This window comes from Streptococcus mitis, from assembly GCF_003942965.1.
Lineage (GTDB): Bacteria > Bacillota > Bacilli > Lactobacillales > Streptococcaceae > Streptococcus > Streptococcus mitis_BH.
On sequence record NZ_RJOG01000013.1, the window covers coordinates 1 to 20,228 of the forward strand.

The 20,228-nt window shown below is 42.3% G+C and carries 14 protein-coding genes; all 14 read left to right on the top strand.

Annotated elements, in window-relative coordinates:
• The first annotated feature begins 485 nt into the window (after positions 1-485).
• The 14 genes from rpoB to D8837_RS05300 all read left to right on the top strand — a co-directional run bounded on the left by rpoB (position 486) and on the right by D8837_RS05300 (position 20,188).
• Positions 486-4,091, top strand: a complete 3,606-nt coding sequence (rpoB, locus tag D8837_RS05230) for a DNA-directed RNA polymerase subunit beta (protein ID WP_125456410.1) — start codon at positions 486-488, stop codon at positions 4,089-4,091.
• A gap of 38 nt (positions 4,092-4,129) precedes the next feature.
• Positions 4,130-7,807, top strand: a complete 3,678-nt coding sequence (rpoC, locus tag D8837_RS05235; RefSeq protein WP_033686295.1) for a DNA-directed RNA polymerase subunit beta' — start codon at positions 4,130-4,132, stop codon at positions 7,805-7,807.
• A 105-nt stretch (positions 7,808-7,912) separates the two neighbouring features.
• Complete coding sequence (gene ndk, locus D8837_RS05240; protein ID WP_125456411.1) at positions 7,913-8,335, top strand: nucleoside-diphosphate kinase; 423 nt, start codon at positions 7,913-7,915, stop codon at positions 8,333-8,335.
• Between the two features lie 132 nt (positions 8,336-8,467).
• Positions 8,468-9,097, top strand: a complete 630-nt coding sequence (locus tag D8837_RS05245) for a competence protein (protein ID WP_125456412.1) — start codon at positions 8,468-8,470, stop codon at positions 9,095-9,097.
• A gap of 94 nt (positions 9,098-9,191) precedes the next feature.
• The gene (tsaE, locus tag D8837_RS05250; RefSeq protein ID WP_125456413.1) at positions 9,192-9,635 is read left to right on the top strand and encodes a tRNA (adenosine(37)-N6)-threonylcarbamoyltransferase complex ATPase subunit type 1 TsaE; all 444 of its coding nucleotides are present in this window, start codon (positions 9,192-9,194) and stop codon (positions 9,633-9,635) included.
• Entirely contained in the window at positions 9,625-10,143 is a 519-nt protein-coding gene (locus tag D8837_RS05255) for a GNAT family N-acetyltransferase (protein WP_125456414.1), read from the top strand. The genes tsaE and D8837_RS05255 overlap by 11 nt, the downstream gene beginning before the upstream one ends.
• 7 nt (positions 10,144-10,150) lie before the next feature.
• Positions 10,151-11,206, top strand: coding sequence for a biofilm formation/cell division transcriptional regulator BrpA (gene brpA, locus D8837_RS05260; protein ID WP_125456415.1), 1,056 nt, complete (start codon positions 10,151-10,153; stop codon positions 11,204-11,206).
• A 77-nt stretch (positions 11,207-11,283) separates the two neighbouring features.
• Positions 11,284-12,540, top strand: a complete 1,257-nt coding sequence (locus D8837_RS05265) for a competence/damage-inducible protein A (protein WP_125456416.1) — start codon at positions 11,284-11,286, stop codon at positions 12,538-12,540.
• Positions 12,541-12,594: 54 nt separating this feature from the next.
• Positions 12,595-13,749, top strand: a complete 1,155-nt coding sequence (recA, locus tag D8837_RS05270; protein ID WP_020901874.1) for a recombinase RecA — start codon at positions 12,595-12,597, stop codon at positions 13,747-13,749.
• 114 nt (positions 13,750-13,863) lie between these two features.
• Entirely contained in the window at positions 13,864-15,234 is a 1,371-nt protein-coding gene (locus tag D8837_RS05275) for an MATE family efflux transporter (protein WP_125456417.1), read from the top strand.
• Positions 15,235-15,330: 96 nt separating this feature from the next.
• A complete protein-coding gene (locus D8837_RS05280) occupies positions 15,331-16,047 on the top strand; it encodes a YebC/PmpR family DNA-binding transcriptional regulator (RefSeq protein WP_000532882.1) in 717 nt (238 codons plus the stop codon).
• A 176-nt stretch (positions 16,048-16,223) separates the two neighbouring features.
• Entirely contained in the window at positions 16,224-16,694 is a 471-nt protein-coding gene (locus D8837_RS05290; RefSeq protein ID WP_125456418.1) for a MarR family winged helix-turn-helix transcriptional regulator, read from the top strand.
• Positions 16,669-18,438, top strand: a complete 1,770-nt coding sequence (locus D8837_RS05295; RefSeq protein WP_125456419.1) for an ABC transporter ATP-binding protein — start codon at positions 16,669-16,671, stop codon at positions 18,436-18,438. Before D8837_RS05290 ends, D8837_RS05295 begins: the two co-directional genes overlap by 26 nt.
• Positions 18,428-20,188 carry an ABC transporter ATP-binding protein gene (locus tag D8837_RS05300; RefSeq protein WP_125456420.1) on the top strand — a complete coding sequence of 587 codons (1,761 nt, stop codon included), beginning with the start codon at positions 18,428-18,430 and terminating at the stop codon, positions 20,186-20,188. Before D8837_RS05295 ends, D8837_RS05300 begins: the two co-directional genes overlap by 11 nt.
• Positions 20,189-20,228: the final 40 nt, after the last annotated feature.

Genomic DNA, 20,228 nt, shown 5'->3' on the forward strand with positions numbered 1-20,228 from the left:
TCATAAACCTCCATATATATTTATACATATATATTAAAAGAAAAGCCTAGTAAAGTCAAGAAAAAACAGCCTATGATAAAATAGGAAAATCGTAATTTACCATATTTTTGTGAACTACTAAACTGAAAATGAAGTTTGCAAAGCGATCGTTGAATTTAATTTTTTTATAGGAAAAGATTTTGTCAAAAATTCGTCAATCCCCTTGAAAAATCTAGCTAAATAGGGTATAATATAAATAATCATTTGTCGTAGGTTTTGTCTGAAATATTGTCCAGACAAGGCTCACAGCAGTTAAATCTTCTGAAAAAGTCAGATTTAGCTGCTCTTTTTGTGCTTTTTTTCAGGATTTCGCGTGTTTGTAACAAAGACTTAAAGATTCTGAAAATTCATCAAAAGGACACGGTGATAGGGGTTTTAAAAACCATATGACGATTAGAAAAGCCTGATTGACAAGGCTTGGAATTTATTTACAAAGGAGAATCATCTTGGCAGGACATGACGTTCAATACGGGAAACATCGTACCCGTCGTAGTTTTTCAAGAATCAAAGAAGTTCTTGACTTACCAAATTTGATTGAAATTCAAACTGACTCATTCAAAGATTTCCTAGACCATGGTCTTAAGGAAGTGTTTGAAGATGTATTGCCAATTTCAAACTTCACAGACACAATGGAGTTGGAATTTGTTGGATATGAAATCAAGGAACCAAAATATACGCTAGAAGAAGCTCGTATTCACGATGCTAGCTACTCAGCACCAATTTTTGTAACCTTCCGCTTGATCAATAAAGAAACAGGCGAAATCAAAACCCAAGAAGTTTTCTTTGGTGATTTCCCAATCATGACAGAAATGGGTACTTTCATCATCAATGGTGGTGAACGTATCATCGTATCTCAGTTGGTCCGCTCGCCGGGTGTTTACTTTAACGATAAAGTTGATAAAAACGGTAAAGTGGGCTACGGTTCAACTGTTATCCCTAACCGTGGAGCTTGGTTGGAACTTGAAAGTGACTCAAAAGATATCGCCTACACTCGTATCGACCGTACTCGTAAGATTCCATTTACGACATTGGTTCGTGCGCTTGGTTTCTCAGGTGATGATGAAATCTTTGATATCTTTGGTGACAGCGAATTGGTTCGCAACACTGTTGAAAAAGATATACATAAGAACCCAATGGACTCTCGTACCGACGAAGCTTTGAAAGAAATTTACGAACGTCTTCGTCCAGGTGAGCCTAAGACTGCTGAAAGCTCACGTAGCTTGCTTGTAGCTCGTTTCTTTGACCCACGTCGTTATGACTTGGCAGCTGTCGGTCGTTACAAAATCAATAAAAAACTCAATGTTAAAACACGTTTGCTTAATCAAACCATTGCAGAGCCATTGGTAGATCCTGAAACTGGAGAAATCTTGGTAGAAGCTGGTACAATCATGACTCGTAGCGTGATTGAAAGCATTGAAAGCCATTTGGATGGTGATTTGAACAAGATTGTCTACATTCCAAATGATGCAGCGGTTGTGACTGAGCCAGTTGTTCTTCAAAAATTCAAGGTTGTTGCTCCAACTGATCCAGACCGTGTTGTAACGATCATCGGTAATGCTAATCCAGATGACAAGGTTCGTATCGTCACTCCTGCAGATATCCTTGCTGAAATGAGCTACTTCCTCAATTTGGCTGAAGGACTTGGTCGTGTAGATGATATCGACCACCTTGGAAACCGTCGTATCCGTGCGGTTGGTGAATTGCTTGCCAACCAAGTACGTCTTGGACTTTCTCGTATGGAACGTAATGTCCGTGAACGTATGTCTGTTCAGGACAATGAAGTCTTGACACCACAACAAATTATCAACATCCGCCCTGTAACAGCTGCAGTTAAAGAATTCTTTGGTTCATCACAGTTGTCACAGTTCATGGACCAACACAACCCACTTTCTGAGTTGTCTCACAAACGCCGTTTGTCAGCCTTAGGGCCTGGTGGTTTGACACGTGACCGCGCTGGATATGAAGTACGTGACGTGCACTACACTCACTACGGCCGTATGTGTCCAATCGAGACACCTGAAGGACCTAACATCGGTTTGATCAATAACTTGTCATCTTATGGACACTTGAATAAGTATGGTTTTGTTCAAACGCCATACCGTAAAGTTGACCGTGAAACAGGTGTTGTTACTAACGAAATCGTTTGGTTGACAGCCGATGAAGAAGATGAATTTACTGTAGCACAGGCTAATTCTCGTCTGAATGAAGATGGAACATTTGCTGAGAAAGTTGTCATGGGACGTCACCAAGGGGTCAACCAAGAGTATCCAGCTAATGTTGTTGACTATATGGACGTATCACCAAAACAGGTAGTTGCCGTTGCGACAGCATGTATTCCTTTCTTGGAAAACGATGACTCCAACCGTGCCCTCATGGGAGCCAACATGCAACGTCAGGCTGTGCCATTGATTAATCCAAAAGCACCTTACGTTGGTACTGGTATGGAATACCAAGCAGCCCACGATTCAGGAGCTGCTGTGATTGCTCAGTATGACGGTAAAGTTACCTATGCAGATGCTGACAAGGTAGAAGTTCGTCGTGAAGATGGTTCATTGGACGTTTACCACATCCAAAAATTCCGTCGTTCAAACTCAGGTACTGCTTACAACCAACGCACTCTTGTAAAAGTTGGCGATGTTGTTGAAAAAGGCGATTTCATCGCTGACGGACCTTCTATGGAAAATGGAGAAATGGCGCTTGGACAAAACCCAATCGTTGCCTATATGACTTGGGAAGGTTACAACTTCGAGGATGCCGTTATCATGAGCGAACGCTTGGTGAAAGACGATGTCTACACATCTGTTCACCTTGAAGAATACGAATCAGAAACGCGCGATACAAAGCTTGGGCCTGAAGAAATCACTCGTGAAATTCCAAATGTTGGGGAAGACGCTCTTAAAGACCTTGACGAAATGGGTATTATCCGTATCGGTGCTGAGGTTAAAGAAGGTGATATCCTTGTAGGTAAAGTAACACCTAAGGGTGAGAAAGACCTTTCAGCTGAAGAACGTCTCTTGCACGCTATCTTCGGAGATAAATCTCGTGAAGTGCGTGATACTTCTCTTCGTGTACCACACGGTGCCGATGGTGTCGTTCGTGATGTTAAGATCTTTACACGTGCAAATGGAGATGAATTGCAATCAGGTGTTAATATGCTGGTTCGCGTCTACATCGCTCAGAAACGTAAGATCAAGGTCGGAGATAAGATGGCCGGACGCCACGGAAATAAAGGGGTTGTTTCTCGTATCGTTCCTGTAGAAGACATGCCTTACCTTCCAGACGGAACTCCAGTCGACATCATGTTGAACCCACTTGGGGTGCCATCACGTATGAATATTGGTCAGGTTATGGAGCTCCACCTTGGTATGGCTGCTCGTACTCTTGGTATTCATATCGCAACACCAGTCTTTGACGGAGCAAGTTCTGAAGACCTTTGGTCAACTGTTAAAGAAGCTGGTATGGATAGCGATGCCAAAACAATCCTTTACGATGGACGTACTGGGGAACCGTTTGATAACCGTGTTTCTGTCGGAGTCATGTACATGATCAAACTCCACCACATGGTTGATGATAAATTGCACGCGCGTTCAGTCGGACCTTACTCAACTGTTACCCAACAACCACTAGGAGGGAAAGCTCAGTTTGGTGGACAACGTTTCGGTGAGATGGAGGTTTGGGCTCTTGAAGCTTACGGTGCGTCAAATGTCCTTCAAGAAATCTTGACTTACAAGTCTGACGATATCAACGGACGTCTGAAAGCTTATGAAGCCATTACAAAAGGAAAACCAATTCCAAAACCAGGTGTTCCAGAATCCTTCCGAGTTCTTGTCAAAGAATTGCAATCTCTTGGTCTTGACATGCGTGTCCTTGACGAAGATGACCAAGAAGTGGAACTTCGTGACTTGGATGAAGGAATGGACGAAGATGTCATCCACGTAGATGACCTTGAAAAAGCCCGTGAAAAAGCAGCACAAGAGGCTAAAGCAGCCTTTGAAGCTGAAGAAGCTGAGAAAGCAACAAAAGCGGAAACAACAGAAGAAGCTGCTGAATAAGAATAAGCAGTTCACTTAGAATAGAAAGGGAAGAAATAGTGGTTGATGTAAATCGTTTTAAAAGTATGCAAATCACCCTAGCTTCTCCAAGCAAAGTCCGTTCATGGTCTTATGGAGAAGTCAAAAAACCTGAAACAATCAATTACCGTACCTTGAAACCAGAACGTGAAGGACTCTTTGATGAAGTTATCTTTGGTCCTACAAAAGACTGGGAATGTGCTTGTGGTAAGTACAAACGCATTCGTTACAGAGGAATTGTTTGTGACCGTTGTGGGGTTGAAGTAACGCGTACAAAAGTTCGTCGTGAGCGTATGGGGCATATCGAATTGAAAGCTCCTGTATCTCACATCTGGTACTTCAAGGGGATTCCAAGCCGTATGGGCTTGACCCTTGATATGAGTCCCCGTGCCCTCGAGGAAGTTATCTACTTTGCGGCTTATGTGGTGATTGATCCTAAGGATACACCACTTGAGCACAAGTCTATCATGACAGAGCGCGAATACCGTGAGCGCTTGCGTGAGTATGGTTATGGATCGTTCGTTGCCAAGATGGGTGCCGAAGCTATCCAAGACCTCTTGAAACAAGTAGATCTTGAAAAAGAAATTGCTGAACTCAAAGAAGAGTTAAAAACAGCGACTGGACAAAAACGTGTCAAAGCCATCCGTCGTTTGGATGTTTTGGATGCCTTTTACAAGTCTGGAAACAAACCTGAATGGATGATTCTCAACATCCTTCCGGTTATTCCACCAGATCTTCGTCCAATGTTGCAGTTGGATGGTGGCCGTTTTGCCTCATCTGACTTGAACGACCTTTACCGCCGTGTTATCAACCGTAACAACCGTTTGGCTCGTTTACTTGAGTTGAATGCACCAGGTATCATCGTTCAAAATGAGAAGCGTATGCTTCAAGAAGCGGTTGACGCTTTGATTGACAATGGTCGTCGTGGTCGTCCAATCACAGGACCAGGTAGCCGTCCTCTTAAATCATTGAGCCACATGCTTAAAGGTAAACAAGGACGCTTCCGTCAAAACTTGCTCGGTAAACGTGTTGACTTCTCAGGACGTTCCGTTATCGCCGTTGGCCCAACTCTTAAGATGTACCAATGTGGTGTGCCACGTGAAATGGCGATCGAGCTCTTTAAGCCATTCGTGATGCGTGAAATCGTTGCACGTGATATCGTGCAAAACGTGAAAGCAGCTAAACGCTTGGTCGAACGTGGAGATGAGCGTATCTGGGATATTCTTGAAGAAGTGATCAAAGAACACCCAGTGCTTTTGAACCGTGCACCGACCCTTCACCGTTTGGGTATCCAAGCCTTCGAGCCAGTCTTGATTGATGGTAAGGCCCTTCGCTTGCACCCACTTGTCTGTGAAGCCTACAATGCCGACTTTGACGGGGACCAAATGGCCATCCACGTACCACTTTCAGAAGAAGCCCAAGCAGAAGCTCGTATCTTGATGCTCGCTGCTGAGCACATCTTGAACCCGAAAGATGGTAAACCAGTTGTTACTCCATCTCAGGACATGGTTTTGGGTAACTACTACTTGACCATGGAAGAAGCTGGTCGTGAAGGTGAAGGAATGGTCTTCAAAGACCGTGACGAAGCGGTTATGGCTTACCGTAATGGTTATGTTCACCTCCACTCACGTGTTGGTATTGCAACAGACAGCCTCAACAAGCCTTGGACAGAAGAGCAAAAACACAAGGTCTTGCTTACAACAGTTGGTAAAATCCTCTTCAACGACATTATGCCAGAGGGTCTACCATACTTGCAAGAACCAAACAATGCCAACTTGACAGAAGGCGTTCCAGCTAAATACTTCTTGCCACTTGGTGGAGATATCAAGGAAGCAATCAGCAATCTGGAACTCAACCCTCCATTCAAGAAGAAAAACCTTGGAAATATCATCGCTGAAATCTTCAAACGTTTCCGTACGACAGAAACTTCTGCACTACTTGACCGCATGAAGAACCTCGGTTACCATCACTCAACTCTTGCAGGATTGACAGTGGGTATTGCCGATATCCCAGTCGTTGATGACAAGGCTGAAATCATTGAAGAATCACACAAACGTGTAGAACAAATCACAAAACAATTCCGTCGCGGTATGATTACAGACGACGAGCGTTACAATGCTGTTACAGCTGAATGGCGTGCTGCCCGTGAAAAACTAGAGAAACGTTTGATTGCCAACCAAGATCCTAAGAACCCAATCGTTATGATGATGGACTCTGGAGCCCGTGGTAACATCTCAAACTTCTCACAGCTTGCCGGTATGCGTGGTCTGATGGCGGCTCCGAACGGACGTATCATGGAATTACCAATCCTTTCAAACTTCCGCGAAGGTTTGTCAGTACTCGAAATGTTCTTCTCAACTCACGGTGCTCGTAAAGGTATGACCGATACGGCCCTTAAGACAGCCGACTCAGGTTACTTGACTCGTCGTTTGGTTGACGTTGCCCAAGACGTTATCATCCGTGAGGACGACTGTGGAACTGACCGTGGTCTCTTGATCCGTTCTATCGCAGAAGGAAAAGAAATGATCGAGTCTCTTGAAGAGCGTCTCAACGGTCGTTACACTAAGAAAACTGTTAAACATCCAGAAACTGGTGCAGTGATTATCGGTCCAAATGAGTTGATTACAGAAGACAAGGCGCGTGAAATTGTCAACGCTGGTGTGGAAGAAGTGACTATCCGCTCTGTATTTACATGTAACACTCGTCATGGTGTCTGCCGTCACTGTTATGGTATCAACTTGGCGACTGGTGATGCGGTTGAAGTTGGTGAAGCAGTCGGTACAATCGCTGCCCAATCTATCGGGGAACCTGGTACACAGCTTACAATGCGTACCTTCCACACGGGTGGGGTTGCCTCAAATACCGATATCACTCAGGGTCTTCCTCGTGTCCAAGAAATCTTTGAAGCCCGCAATCCTAAAGGGGAAGCGGTTATCACAGAGGTTAAAGGACAAGTTACCGCTATCGAAGAAGATGCATCAACTCGTACTAAGAAAGTCTTTGTTAAGGGTGAAACTGGCGAAGGTGAATATGTTGTTCCATTTACAGCTCGTATGCGTGTTGAAGTTGGAGACCAAGTAGCGCGTGGTGCTGCTCTGACAGAAGGCTCTATCCAACCAAAACGTCTCCTTGCAGTTCGTGATGTCTTGTCAGTTGAAACTTACCTTCTCGGTGAAGTACAAAAAGTTTACCGTAGCCAAGGGGTAGAAATCGGTGACAAACACATCGAGGTAATGGTTCGTCAAATGATCCGTAAAGTCCGTGTCATGGATCCAGGTGACACAGATCTTCTCATGGGTACCCTCATGGATATCAATGACTTTACAGATGCCAACAAAGATGTCCTTATCGCAGGTGGAGTTCCAGCGACAGGTCGCCCAGTTCTTATGGGAATTACTAAAGCCTCACTTGAAACAAATAGTTTCTTGTCAGCGGCTTCCTTCCAGGAAACAACTCGTGTCCTTACAGATGCAGCTATCCGCGGTAAGAAAGACCATCTCCTTGGACTTAAAGAAAATGTTATCATCGGTAAGATCATCCCAGCAGGTACTGGTATGGCCCGTTACCGTAACCTTGAACCACATGCTGTCAACGAAGAAGAATACCTTAATCCTCCAGTAGAGGAAGAAGGGAATGAAGAAACAACAGAAGTAGTTGTGGATACTGCCGTTGAAACTGTGGAAGAAACAGTAGAATAAAAGAGAATGAGAGAGCCTTCGGGTTCTCTTTTTTTCTGAAAACTTTCTCCATTTTTCCATGAAATGTGGTAAAATAAAAGAAAGAAGCTGACAAAGGAGACGGGTATGGAACAAACATTTTTTATCATTAAACCAGACGGTGTAAAAAGAGGGCTAGTGGGTGAAGTGTTGAAACGCATCGAACAACGTGGATTTATAATTGAAAAATTGGAGTTGCGTTCACAGCTTTCAGAAGAGTTGATTGACCAGCACTATCAGGACTTGGTTGGTCAGAGTTTTTACCCACCGATTCGTGAATTTATGACTTCAGGCTCAGTTCTTGTGGGTATCATCTCTGGTCCTAAAGTAATTGAAACTTGGCGGACTATGATGGGGGCAACTCGTCCAGAAGAAGCTTTACCAGGAACGATTCGAGGTGATTTTGCAAAAGCTGCTGGTGAAAACCAAGCTATTCAAAATGTTGTACATGGTTCAGATTCAGAAGAGTCAGCTAAGCGAGAAATTGCTCTTTGGTTTGAAGAGAAATAGTAAAAGTTTGATGTAAGGGATACTTGCATCAAACTTTTTTGCATTTTAGAGTAGAAAACTGACAGTTGAGAAATACTCTAGCAATGATGAGGATTTCTAGCATATAATAAGAGCAAGTAAGGAGGAAGAATGATGGAAAAAATGAAAAAGCAAATTCGTGTTTTGTTATTGTTTACGATTTTTGGTATTAGTAGCTGTTCTTGTTTAAGTTTATCGACTTGGGCCTTGATGTTAAATCAAAACTGCTTCTATTATTTAGTTGGCATGTTGCTCCTTGCAAGTATTGGGGCAGGGATAAACTACTATAGTGGACAGAGAAATCAATCTTATTCAGTTTTTAAGGAAGATAAGCAACAATTCTTGTATAGTCTGTTGCTCTTAGTAAACATTTTGGGTTTAGCTTTAATTGTCATAGAACATATCCTTGCAGGAAATGCATCCGTGGAAGGATTTGTGGAAGCCTTTCTACCGAGTTTCTTTTTCTTATTTGGGATTGATTTGCTAGTCTTTTTACCTATTCAGAAGTATGTAAATGGATTGAAAAAGATTTTGGGTAAGAAGGAAATCTGTTTTATTAGTGGACTAGCTATTCTAATCTTTCTCAGAAATCCTTGGATGCTATTGTCCATGACCTTTTATATTGCCTTGGGAATGCTATTTCTAGGACTGTTGGTGCCAAAAGTCATTCGTTGGGAAGTTTCATTTTACAGTCATTTGATGAGAGATATCTTGTTAGTTGTCTTTTTACTGTTCCTATTTTAAGATCATAACAAGGACTGGTTCAAGTTTTTAATTCATAATATGGAATTCATAGATAATACCTAGACAAAGAACAAGTTTTTGGTATAATAGAAACATGTACACTAAAAACGAAGAAGACTTACAATCCTTAGGTGAGCGTTTGGGCTGTTTATTAGAAAAGAATGATGTTTTAATTCTAACTGGAGAACTTGGAGCAGGCAAAACGACCTTTACAAAAGGCCTTGCTAAAGGATTACATATTTCTCAGATGATTAAGAGTCCAACCTATACTATTGTGAGGGAGTATGAAGGTCGTCTTCCTCTTTATCATTTAGATATTTATCGTATAGAGGGGGATGCTGATTCTATTGATTTAGATGAGTTTCTCTTTGGTGGCGGCGTGACTGTCATCGAGTGGGGAAATCTCTTAGGTGATGTCCTACCAGATACTTATTTAGAGTTGGAAATTCTAAAAGAAGGAGACGGTCGCAGGCTGAATTTCCAAGCAAAGGGTTTACGTGCAGAAAAACTCTTAGAGGAGCTTCAACATGGAGTATGAGTTGCTCATTAGGGAAGCAGAAGTTGAAGATGCGGCTGAGTTAGTATCATTTTTAAATCGTGTCAGTCTAGAAACAGATTTTACCAGTCTGGACAGGGAAGGTATTCTGTTGACAGATACTGAGATGGAGTTGTTTTTGAATAAACAGGCTCATTCAGAAAATCAAATTACTTTACTTGCCTTGCTGAATGATGAAATTGCTGGTCTGGTAAATATCACAGCTGATCAACGTAAGAGAGTTCGTCATATTGGAGATCTTTTTATTGTGATCGGTAAGAAATATTGGAATAATGGACTGGGGAGTTTGTTACTTGAAGAAGTCGTAGAATGGGCGCAGGCTAGTGGCGTTCTTCGTAGACTTCAACTCACTGTCCAAACTCGTAATCAAGCTGCAGTTCATTTATATCAAAAGAATGATTTTGTAATTGAAGGTAGACAAGAGCGCGGTGCGTACATAGAAGAAGGGAAATTTATAGATGTTTACCTGATGGGTAGACTGATAGATTAATAGAAATATGGTTAAAAAAATTATTGGAATGGTGCTAGCTTTTCTAGCTGTGACAGTTTTGGGTGTGGGTGTTTTTGCTTATACCATTTATCAACAAGGTACAGAAACTTTATCAAGAACTTATAAAAAAATTGGTGAAGAAACCAATGTTATTGAGGCGACTGAACCCTTAACGATCCTTTTAATGGGAGTTGATACTGGAAATGAGGAACGAACTGACCCTTGGGAGGGAAATAGTGATTCCATGATTCTCTTGACGGTTAATCCGCACACGAAAAAGACAACGATGTTGAGTTTGGAACGTGATATCTTGACTAAAATTCAGCATAAAGATGGTCAGATTGAGGAAGCAAAACTAAACGCCGCATATGCGGGTGGAGGTGCAGAATTAGCTATCTCAACTATTCAGAAGATGATGAACATCCATATTGACCGCTATATTATGGTCAATATGCACGGATTGCAACAATTAGTTGATGCAGTGGGTGGTATAACCGTCAACAACACTCTAGGTTTCCCGATTTCTATCAGTGACCAAGAGGAATTTAATACCATTTCTATTGGTGTTGGTCAACAAACTCTAAATGGAGATGAAGCTCTTGTTTATTCTCGCATGCGCTACCAGGACCCAGAAGGGGACTACGGACGTCAGAAACGTCAGCGTGAAGTCATTCAAAAGGTTGTTGAAAAAGTTCTTAGTTTGAATAGTGTTAGTCACTATCAATCTATCTTAAAAGCCCTAAGTACCAATATGCAGACCAACATTGATTTGTCAGCGAAAAGTATTCCACAATTACTTGGTTATCAAAATTCCTTCAAGAATATTGAAACATATCAATTGCGAGGAGAAGATGCGGAACTGCAGGGCATTTCTTACCAGATTGTTACAACTGAGCATATGTTGGAAATGCAAAATCTCTTGAGAACTTCACTTGATAAACCAAAGGTGACAGAGTTAGAGACGAATGCAGTTTTATATGAGGGCCTTTTTGGAAACCAAAATGGTATCGGTTTGGGAATAGGTACGATTAATAACACAACAAATCAAGAAGATGTAGAATAATCTAATTTATAGTTGAAATCGTGGGAAATTTCCTGCGATTTTTTCAAAAAAATACGAATAGATAGGTAGGAGGAAACATGAAAGCAGAAATCATTGCTGTTGGAACAGAGATTTTGACAGGACAGATTGTTAATACTAATGCCCAGTTTTTATCGGAAAAACTAGCAGAGATTGGGGTAGACGTATATTTTCAGACGGCTGTAGGAGACAATGAAGCTCGTCTCTTGTCTTTGCTTGAGATTGCCAGTCAACGTAGTAGTCTGGTGATTTTAACAGGTGGTTTGGGACCAACTGAGGACGATTTGACCAAACAAACTCTGGCTAAATTTTTAGGGAAAGAATTAGTCTTCGATCCTCAGGCTCAGGAGAAGTTGGATGTCTTTTTTGCCCAGCGACCAGACTATGCCCGAACACCGAATAACGAAAGACAAGCTCAACTTGTAGAAGGAGCGACTCCACTGCCAAATGAAACAGGACTGGCTGTGGGAGGAATATTGGAAGTCGATGGAGTGACCTACGTTGTCCTTCCAGGTCCACCAAGTGAATTAAAACCCATGGTCTTAAACCAACTTCTACCCAAGTTGATGACAGGGAGCAAGCTATATTCCCGAGTTCTTCGTTTCTTTGGGATTGGCGAAAGTCAGCTGGTTACGATTTTGGCTGATTTAATTGATAATCAGACCGATCCTACCTTGGCACCTTATGCTAAGACAGGAGAAGTCACTCTGCGCCTGTCAACAAAGGCTAGCAGTCAAGAAAAGGCAAATCAGGCGCTGGATATCTTGGAAAATCAAATCTTGGATCACCAGACTTTCGAAGGAATTCCTTTACGAGACCTCTGTTATGGTTATGGGGAAGAGTCCAGCTTGGCCAGCATTGTGATAGAGGAACTGAAAAAACAAGGGAAAACCATCACGGCTGCAGAGAGTTTGACGGCAGGGCTTTTCCAAGCCAATGTAGCAGATTTTTCAGGAGCTTCAAGTATATTTAAGGGTGGTTTTGTGACCTATAGCTTGGATGAAAAATCAAAAATGTTGGATATTCCTGTCAAGGATTTGGAAGAGTATGGTGTGGTGTCTGAATTTACAGCTCAAAAGATGGCTGAGCAGGCACGAATCAAGACCCAGTCTGATTTTGGCCTTAGTTTGACTGGAGTGGCAGGACCAGATAGCCTAGAAGGACATCCAGCTGGGACAGTCTTCATAGGCTTGGCACAGGAGCAAGGAACTGAGGTCATCAAGGTTAATATTGGAGGCAGAAGTCGAGCAGATGTACGTCACATTGCGGTTATGCATGCCTTTAACCTAGTTCGCAAGGCTTTATTAAGTGACTAACTTTTGATATAATAGTAGATAGGTCTGAGGACCATTAGAATGTAGGAGAATAGAATGGCGAAGAAACCAAAAAAATTAGATGAAATTTCAAAAAAATTCGGGGCTGAACGTGAAAAAGCCTTGAATGACGCTCTTAAACTGATTGAGAAAGACTTTGGTAAAGGATCAATCATGCGTTTGGGTGAACGTGCCGAGCAAAAGGTGCAAGTGATGAGCTCAGGTTCTTTAGCTTTGGACATTGCCCTTGGTTCAGGTGGTTATCCTAAGGGACGTATCATTGAAATCTATGGACCAGAGTCATCTGGTAAGACAACGGTTGCCCTTCATGCAGTCGCGCAAGCACAAAAAGAAGGTGGTATTGCAGCCTTTATCGATGCGGAACATGCCCTTGATCCAGCTTATGCTGCGGCCCTTGGTGTCAACATTGACGAATTGCTCTTGTCACAACCAGACTCAGGAGAGCAAGGTCTTGAGATTGCAGGAAAATTGATTGACTCAGGTGCTGTAGATCTTGTCGTGGTCGACTCAGTTGCTGCCCTTGTACCACGTGCGGAAATTGATGGAGATATCGGAGATAGCCACGTTGGTTTGCAGGCTCGTATGATGAGCCAGGCTATGCGTAAGCTCGGTGCTTCTATCAATAAAACAAAAACTATTGCCATCTTTATCAACCAATTGCGTGAAAAAGTTGGGGTTATGTTTGGAAATCCAGAAACAACTCCTGGTGGACGTGCTTTGAAATTCTACGCTTCAGTGCGTTTGGATGTTCGTGGAAGCACACAAATCAAGGGAACTGGTGACCAAAAAGACACCAACGTCGGTAAAGAAACTAAGATCAAGGTCGTGAAAAATAAGGTGGCTCCACCGTTTAAGGAAGCCTTCGTTGAAATCATGTACGGAGAAGGTATTTCTAAGACTGGTGAACTTTTGAAGATCGCAAGCGATTTGGATATCATCAAAAAAGCAGGAGCTTGGTACTCTTACAAGGATGAGAAAATCGGGCAAGGTTCTGAAAATGCTAAGAAATACTTGGCAGATAACCCAGAAGTCTTTGATGAGATTGACCATCAAGTCCGTGTTCAATTTGGTTTGATTGATGGAGAAGAAGCTGTTGAAAGCAAAAAAGATGAAGCAGTTCAAGCAGATTCTGTGAATGAAGAGGTAACTCTTGACCTAGGCGATGAGCTTGAAATCGAAATTGAAGAATAAGCTGTCAAAGTAGTGGAGAAATCCACTGCTTTTTCGATTCTTTGTTCAATATTTCAGATTGCCTATAGTTTGCTGTTTCTTGTCGCTCCTCTAGAAAGCTGATATAATAGCCTTATGAATAAAAAACGAACAGTGGACCTGATACATGGTCCAATTCTTCCCTCGCTCTTAAGCTTCGCCTTCCCAATCTTGCTATCAAATATTTTTCAACAGCTCTATAACACTGCTGATGTCTTGATTGTTGGGCGTTTTCTTGGTCAAGAATCCTTGGCAGCGGTAGGGGCGACGACAGCGATTTTTGACCTGATTGTAGGTTTTACTCTTGGTGTTGGTAATGGCATGGGGATTGTCATTGCCCGCTATTATGGAGCTCGGAATTTCACTAAAATCAAGGAGGCAGTAGCAGCCACCTGGATTTTAGGTGCTCTTTTGAGTATTGTAGTTATGCTGCTGGGATTTCTTGGTTTGTATCCTCTCTTGCAATACCTAGATACTCCTGCAGAAATTCTTCCCCAGTCCTATCAATATATTTCTATGATTGTGACCTGTGTCGGTGTCAGCTTTGCCTATAATCTCTTTGCAGGTTTGTTGCGGTCCATTGGGGACAGTCTGGCAGCGCTTGGATTTCTGATTTTCTCTGCTCTTGTCAATGTGGTTCTGGATCTCTATTTTATTACGCAATTGCATCTTGGAGTTCAATCGGCGGGACTTGCTACCATCATTTCGCAAGGCTTATCAGCGGTTCTTTGCTTTTATTATATTCGTAAAAGTGTGCCAGAACTCTTGCCACAGTTTAAACATTTCAAATGGGACAAGGTCTTATACGCAGATCTCTTGGAGCAAGGTTTGGCTATGGGCTTGATGAGTTCAATTGTATCTATCGGCAGTGTGATTTTACAGTCTTCTGTTAATACTTTTGGAGCCGTGATTATTAGTGCTCAAACAGCGGCGCGACGCATTATGGCCTTTGCCCTTCTTCCTATGACCGCTATTTCTGCCTCGATGACGACCTTTGCTTCTCAGAATTTAGGTGCTAAGCGCCCAGACCGCATTGTTCAAGGTCTTCGAATCGGCAGTCGTTTGAGTATGTCATGGGCAGTTTTTGTTTGTGTCTTCCTCTTTTTTGCCAGTCCAGCCTTGGTCTCCTTCTTGGCTAGTTCGACAGATGGTTACTTGATAGAAAATGGAAGTCTCTATCTGCAAATCAGCTCAGCCTTTTATCCCATTTTGAGCCTCTTGTTGATTTATCGCAATTGCTTGCAGGGCTTGGGGCAAAAGGTCCTTCCTCTGGTTTCCAGCTTTATCGAACTAATCGGGAAAATTGCTTTTGTGGTCTTGATTATCCCTTGGGCAGGCTATAGAGGAGTTATCTTTTGCGAACCCCTAATCTGGGTTGCCATGACAGTTCAACTTTACTTCTCATTATTCCGTCACCCCTTGATAAAAGAAGGTAAGGCTATCTTGGCAACAAAAGTGTCATCATAGCTCGATTTGCTGAATAAAATCCATTTCCTCTAGTGAAAATCGAAAAAACTTGTGTTATAATAAGAAAGATTAAAATGTGAAAAAAGGAGATTCCTAATGGGACGTAAATGGGCCAATATCGTAGCCAAGAAAACGGCTAAAGATGGAGCTAACTCTAAAGTATATGCAAAATTTGGTGTAGAAATCTATGTAGCAGCTAAAAAAGGTGATCCAGATCCAGAATCAAACTCAGCTTTGAAATTCGTTATCGACCGTGCTAAACAAGCCCAAGTGCCAAAACACGTTATCGATAAAGCTTTGGACAAGGCTAAAGGAAACACAGACGAAACCTTTACAGAAGGACGTTACGAAGGTTTTGGACCAAATGGTTCTATGCTGATTGTTGATACTTTGACTTCAAATGTCAACCGTACAGCGGCTAATGTCCGTGCAGCCTTTGGTAAAAACGGCGGAAACATGGGCGCTTCAGGTTCTGTTTCTTACCTCTTTGATAACAAAGGTGTTATTGTATTTGCAGGTGAAGATGCGGACGCGGTCTTTGAGCAATTGCTCGAAGCAGATGTGGATGTGGATGATGTAGAAGCAGAAGAAGGTACAATCACAGTTTACACAGCTCCAACTGACCTTCATAAGGCTATTGTTGCCCTTCGTGAGTCAGGTATCGAAGAATTCCAAGTTACTGAATTGGAAATGATTCCTCAGTCAGAAGTGGAATTGTCAGGCGATGACCTTGAAACCTTTGAAAAACTTTACAGCGTTCTTGAAGACGACGAAGACGTACAAAAGATTTATACGAACGTAGACGGGTTCTAATTTAACCTAGAGAACATAATCCTAAGTGAAAAAATCACTTGGGATTTTTTTAATCAAGAAAATAGTTCTCTAGGAAACTTTTTCTTGACATCTCTTTTCAAAGTGGTAAAATAGTTCTCATGGAAACTTATTTAGTTCCTAGGAGAACTAAATGTGATGGTTAGAAAGGAGTTAGTATGGATAAACCAATGTTAGTCTTTAAGCGTTTTGGTCATCAGATTCACCTGATGGTGCAAAAGGAAGCCAAACGTTGTGGTATTGAATTTATGGGTGGGCCTCAAGGTCAGGTTGTACGTTTTTTGGATAATCGTGAGAAAAACCAAGACTTGGTCTTGATTAAAGATATCGAGCAGGAACTCAATATTACCAAGTCTGTTGCTAGTAATTTGGTCAAGCGTATGGTGCAAAATGGTTTGGTGGAATTGGAGGCGAATCCTAGCGATAAGCGGGCAAAATTTGTTCGTTTGACGGACAAAGCACGTTCTCAGATGCAGCAGGTTAAGGCCTTTTTTAAACGCATAGACAAGCAGTTGTTGGCAGATGTAGATGAAGGTGAATTACTGATTTTTGAGAAAGTCCTGGCTCAACTACAGGAAAATATCAAGAGAATAGGAGGAGATAATGAAGAAATTAGCAAAACGAATTAGTGGAAAAGAATGGGGGATGATTTTACTAGCCATTCTCTTTACCTGCTTTTCGGTTTATCTAGAGTTGGAAGTGCCGACCTATATCTCTAAAATTACGGATTTGCTGGGAACTCAAGGAACCAACTTGGATGAGTTATGGCAGCCAGCCAGCATGATGGTTGGAATGTCCTTTCTTGCCTTCTTGTCCTCAGTTGCAGTTGGATTTTTTGCATCTAGAGTGGCAGCTTCTTATACTAGTAGGCTGAGAAGTGATATTTTTAACCGAGTTTTGGATTACTCGCAGACAGAGATTAAAAAATTCTCTATTCCCAGTCTTTTAACTCGTACCACCAATGACATTACTCAAGTTCAAATGTTGATTACCATGGGTTTGCAAGTAGTTACACGAGGTCCGATTATGGCTATCTGGGCCATCGGGAAGATTTTAGGACATTCAGAATACTGGTTCTGGGCCGTACTTGTGGCAGTGATTGTCAATGTTTTGATGACGACAGTTTTGATGACGCTAGCCTTTCCAAAACAGTCTTTGATTCAAAGTCTGACTGATAAACTGAACAATATCACTCGTGAAAGTTTAACAGGTATTCGTGTTGTTCGTGCCTACAATGCAGAGGATTACCAAAATGACAAATTTGCAGCAGCAAATGATGAATTGACACGCTTGAACTTGTTTGTTAATCGTCTCATGGCTATTTTAAATCCCATCATGATGGGGATTTCAAGTGGTTTAAGTGTGGCGATTTACTGGATTGGGGCCTATGTAATTAACGACGCTGCTCCAACAGCGCGTCTCCCTCTATTTAGTGACATGGTTGTTTTCATGTCCTATGCCATGCAGGTTGTCATGGGCTTCCTTCTCATGGGGGCGCTCTTCATTGTTCTTCCCCGAACCATGGTATCTGCTAAGCGGATCAATCAGGTTTTAGATTTGCATTCCTCTATCCAAAATCCTGCTCAAGTGCAGCAGGCTGATGAAAACCTCAAAGGCCAGATTGAATTTAAGGATGTGACCTTCCGTTATGCGGCAAATTCGGAGGCGGTTATTGAACATGTTAGCTTCAAGGCAGAAGAGGGTCAAACAGTGGCCTTTATTGGGTCAACAGGTTCTGGTAAATCAACTCTTGTCAATCTGATTCCACGTTTTTACGACGTATCAGCAGGAGAAATTCTGGTGGATGGTGTCAATGTTCAAGACTATGACTTGGAAGATTTGCGCAACAAGGTTGGTTATATTCCTCAGAAAGCGATTCTCTTTTCAGGTGATGTCAAGGACAATCTAGACTTTGGACAGAGTCTAGAAACGCCGCTTAGTGAGCAGGCCATGTGGCAGGCTTTGGAGTTGGCCCAGTCTAAGAATTTTATCGAAGATAAGGAAGCTGGCTTAGATTCAGAAGTGGCCCAAGGAGGAACCAACTTCTCAGGTGGCCAAAGACAGCGTCTGGCCATTGCACGTGCCTTGGCTCGGAAGCCAGAGATCCTTATCTTTGACGACTCTTTCTCTGCTCTGGATTACAAGACAGATCGCACTTTGCGTCAAGATTTAGCTGAAAGAACTAAGTCTATGACCAAGCTCATTGTTGCACAGCGTATTTCAACGATTATGGATGCAGATTTGATTTTGGTCTTGGAGCAAGGTAAAGTAGTGGGGCAAGGCACCCACAAGGAACTTCTAGCTAATAACGAAGTTTACCAAGAAATTGCCTATTCACAACTATCGAAGGAGGAATTGGAACATGGAAAATAAGAAAATGTCTCTCTGGAAACAGAGTAAACCCTATCTTGCAGGCCTCCAGTTTGCCCTTCTAATCGCCTTTCTAGCAACAATCCTATCCAATATCATTACTGTTTATGGGCCAACCCGTATTAAGGAAATGACTAATATCATTGCCAGTGGTCTGGAAACAAGTGTGGATGTCGCGGCAGTTGCAGCTATTGGTGGTTTTTTGGCCGTCATTTATGTGATCGGACTTCTATCAAATTATTTGCAGGCCTTTCTGTTTACAACAGCTATTCAACGTTTTTCAGAGCGTTTGAGAAGAGCGATTGCAGAGAAAATCAATAGCCTACCATTGGGATATTTTGATGGGCACTCTCAGGGGGATACTTTGTCTCGTGTAACCAATGACGTTGACACTGCAGCACAGTCCCTGAATCAAAGTCTGGGAACAGTTCTTTCATCTAGTTTACTGGTCGTGGCAGTCTTGGTAACCATGTTTGGGATGAACTGGATTTTAGCCTTGGTGACGGTTGTTTCAACCCTTATTGGTTTTGTTTTCGTGTCCGTCTTTATGGGCAAATCCCAGGGCTTCTTTAAGAGTCAGCAACAAGATTTGGCAGCTGTCAATGGCTATGTGGAGGAAATGTACTCTGGCCATAATGTGGTGACCAGTTATAATGCCATCGAAAGTACGAAAGAAGAATTTGCGAAATTAAACCATCGTCTGTATGATAGTATCTGGAAATCTCAGTTTATTTCAGGGATTATGATGCCGATTATGATGTTTATTGGGAACTTTAGCTATGCTTTGGTGATTATCGTTGGTGCAGTCTTGGCCTTAAATGGACACATCAGTATCGGGATTATTGTTGCCTTTATGGCCTACGTTCGTATCTTTTCTCAGCCTCTTTCACAAATTGCCCAAGGGATTACCAGTCTTCAGCAGGCAAGTGCAGCCATGGGACGTGTCTTCGAATTCCTAGCTGAAGAGGAAATGGAAGACGAATCCCATAAAGAAAGACAATTGAGCGATATGAAAGGTCAAGTAGTCTTTGATCGAGTCTCTTTTGGTTACACACCAGAGCGAACCATCATCCATGACTTTTCTGCGACTGCTCATGCAGGTCAAAAGGTTGCCATTGTCGGACCGACCGGAGCTGGTAAGACAACCATTGTCAACCTTTTGATGAAGTTCTATGAGATTGATAAGGGAAGTATCCGTATCGATGGTGTAGATACCAAAGAGATGAAGCGTTCGGAAGTGCACGATTCCTTTTCAATGGTCTTGCAGGACACCTGGCTCTTTGAAGGAACCATTCGCGACAATCTTATCTATAACCAAGAGGGTATTAGTGATGATCGCGTGATTGAAGCCAGCAAGGCTGTAGGAATTCACCACTTTATTATGACCCTACCAGATGGTTACGATACCGTCTTGGATGATACAGTGACCTTGTCTGTCGGACAAAAACAACTCTTGACCATTGCTCGTGCTTTGCTGAAAGATGCACCACTCCTAATCCTAGATGAGGCGACTTCTTCTGTTGATACTCGGACGGAAGAATTAATCCAGAAAGCCATGGATCGTTTGATGGAGGGAAGAACTTCCTTCGTCATCGCCCACCGCTTGTCTACTATCCGAAATGCTGATCTGATTCTTGTCATGAAAGATGGCAATATCATCGAGCAAGGCAATCATGATGAGCTGATGGCACAAGTTGGTTTCTACGCTGACCTCTACAACAGTCAATTTACAGAAGACGAAGCAGAAGAATAAACCAAAAGAAGGCTTGACGACCTTCTTTTTCTGCACTATA